Annotated in this window: 1 protein-coding gene and 1 pseudogene; one reads left to right on the forward strand and one right to left on the reverse strand. The window is 61.0% G+C overall.

What is annotated here, in order from left to right:
• Positions 1-1,245, reverse strand: a pseudogene (locus tag ABYW26_RS12530) (DNA mismatch repair protein MutS); the annotation flags it as partial.
• A 160-nt stretch (positions 1,246-1,405) separates the two neighbouring features.
• On the opposite strand from ABYW26_RS12530, the gene ABYW26_RS12535 reads away from it, so the two are divergent.
• On the forward strand, positions 1,406-3,142 hold a 1,737-nt coding region (locus ABYW26_RS12535), incomplete at its 3' end, for an NADP-dependent malic enzyme (protein WP_372605244.1).

Genomic DNA, 3,142 nt, shown 5'->3' on the forward strand with positions numbered 1-3,142 from the left:
CAAAAGCGGCGGTTCAGCAACCAGCGCCTGATCCAGCAGGTTCAGCAAATCATCATGGCCGATCAGCGCGGCGCCGGATTGGGCAATCAGCGCGGGCAATTCGACGGGCAGATCAGCGGCAATATCGCCCGCCTGCGCCAAGCCGTTGCGAATGGCCGCCAGATCGCGCGGGCCGCCCCGATCCAGACCCAGTCGCGACAGGGCACGATCCATGTCAGGGGCCTTGCGCAGATGGCTGCGCAGATTTTGCGATAAACGAGACTGTTCCACCATGAAACGCACAGATTCCAGCCGCGCATGAATGATGTCCAGATCGCGCGAAGGGCTAGAGATCCGCCGCTCAAGCAGGCGCGCGCCGGCTGCGGTCACGGTGCGATCAACCGCCGCCAGCAGCGATCCGTCGCGCCCGCCACTCAGGCTGGCGGTCAGTTCCAGATTGCGCCGGGTCGCGGCGTCGATCTGAACATTGCCCGAGGCCAATTCGCGCACTGGTGTCCGCAGCAGCGGCAGTTTGCCCTTTTGCGTGATGTCCAGATAATCGACCACGGCGCCCATAGCCGCCATTTCGGCGCGGGAGAAATTGCCGAAAGCGTCAAACGTATTGACGCCGAACAGGGTTTCCAACCGGTTTTCGGCGTTGGTGCTATCAAAGCTGCTGCGTGCCAGCGGGGTCAGCGCCGCGCCGGATTCAGAGACTATTTCAGCCAAATCAGCCTCGAACGCCTCGGAAACCAACAATTCGCGCGGGGCGAGGCGGGCCAGTTCGGGCAGCAGCCGCACGCGCGGGCAAGGCATGACGCGAAACGCGCCGGTGGAAATATCGACCCACGCCAATGCGGCGGCATCGCGCACTTCGGCATAGGCGGCAAGAAAGTTGTGGCGTCGCGCCTCAAGCAGCGAATCCTCGGTCAGGGTGCCTGGCGTGACCAGCCGCACCACCCCGCGCTTGACCACTGATTTCGAGCCGCGCTTTTTTGCCTCGGCCGGATCTTCCAACTGCTCACACACCGCAACGCGAAAGCCTTTGCGGATCAGGGTCAGGAAATAGCCTTCGGCGGAATGAACCGGCACGCCGCACATCGGAATATCCTCGCCCAGATGCTTGCCGCGTTTGGTCAGCGCAATATCCAGCGCCTGCGAGGCCGCGACGGCATCGTCGAAAAACATCTCGTAAAAATCGCCCATCCGGTAAAACAACAGCGCATCCTTATGCGCGGCTTTGATTTCCAGAAATTGCGCCATCATCGGCGTCACGGCTGAATTGGCGATTGTCACAGGGGCCCCCGGGCGTTTCTTGTGGCTAACCATACAAATGCCCGGAATCAGGTGAAAGCAAATTTCCATATTTTATTGAGGGTTCGCGTTGTGGGCGCTATGAGGACAGAACGCTTAGGGAGGGCAGCCAATGGCGAGCAAGAACAAGATCACTCGGGAAGAGGCGCTGGCCTATCATATCGACCCGACTCCGGGGAAATATGAGATCGTCGCCACGACGGCGATGACCACCCAGCGCGACCTGTCGCTGGCCTATAGCCCCGGCGTTGCCGTGCCGGTCGAGGCAATCGCCGAAAACCCCGAAACCGCTTATGATTATACCGTCAAAGGCAACATGGTTGCGGTGATTTCGAACGGCACCGCCATCCTTGGGCTGGGCAACCTTGGCGCGCTGGCCAGTAAGCCGGTGATGGAGGGCAAGGCAGTTCTGTTCAAACGCTTTGCCGACGTGAACGCCATTGATATCGAACTGGACACCGAAGACCCGGAAGAGATCATCAAAGCGGTCTCGCTGATGGGTCCGACCTTTGGCGGCATCAACCTTGAAGACATCAAGGCGCCCGAATGCTTTATCATCGAGCAGCGCCTGAAAGAGATGATGGATATCCCGGTCTTTCACGACGACCAGCACGGCACCGCCGTGATCTGCGCCGCCGGTCTGATCAACGCGCTGCACCTGTCGGGCAAAAAGATCGGCGATTGTCGGATCGTTCTGAACGGCGCCGGCGCGGCGGGGATTGCCTGTCTTGAACTGATCAAGACCATGGGTGCCAAGCATGACAATTGCATCATGTGCGACACCAAGGGCGTGATTTATCAGGGCCGCACTGAAGGCATGAACCAGTGGAAATCGGCCCATGCCGCCAAGACCGACGCCCGCACGTTGGAAGAGGCGATGCGGGATGCCGACGTGTTCCTTGGTGTCTCGGCCAAGGGTGCGGTTACGCCGGAAATGGTTGCCAGCATGGCGCCGAATCCGGTGATTTTCGCCATGGCGAACCCGGATCCCGAAATCACCCCCGAAGAGGCACACGAGGTTCGCGCCGACGCCATCGTCGCCACCGGTCGTTCGGATTACCCGAACCAGGTGAACAACGTGCTTGGCTTTCCCTACCTGTTCCGCGGCGCGCTGGATATTCAGGCTCGTGCGATCAATGACGAGATGAAAATCGCCTGCGCCGAAGCATTGGCCGCCCTTGCGCGCGAGGATGTCCCGGACGAGGTGGCGATGGCCTATGGCCGCAAGCTGACCTTTGGCCGCGATTACATCATTCCGACGCCGTTCGATCCGCGCCTGATCTACACCATCCCGCCCGCAGTGGCGCGCGCTGGCATGGATACCGGCGTGGCCCGGCGTCCGATTATTGATCTCGAAGGTTATGAAGAGGCGCTTAAGGCGCGGATGGATCCGACCGCCAGCATGCTGCGCGGCATCGCCGCCCGCGCCAAGGGCGCGCAGGCCCGGATCGTGTTCGCCGAGGGCGACGAAGAGCGCGTCCTGCGCGCCGCCGTCCAATATCAACGCGGCGGTTTCGGTCAGTCGGTCGTCGTTGCCCGTGAAGATAACGTTCGCAATCTGCTGGATCGCGCCGGGATCGGCGATGCTTATGACGAGCTTGAGATCGTCAACGCTGCGAATTGCCCGCATCTGGATAGCTATCGCAACTTTGTCTACCAGCGGCTTCAGCGCAAAGGCCATGATATGCACGATGCGCACCGGCTGGCCTCGCGCGATCGGCATGTGTTCGCCTCGCTGATGCTGGCGCATGGTCATGCCGATGGCATGATCACCGGTGCGACGCGGAAATCGGCGCAGGTGCTTGAGAAGATTAACTATGTCTTCGACGCGCGCGCCTCGGATGGGGCG

Origin of the sequence: Actibacterium sp., from assembly GCF_041584535.1 — a bacterium.
GTDB lineage: Bacteria > Pseudomonadota > Alphaproteobacteria > Rhodobacterales > Rhodobacteraceae > Actibacterium_D.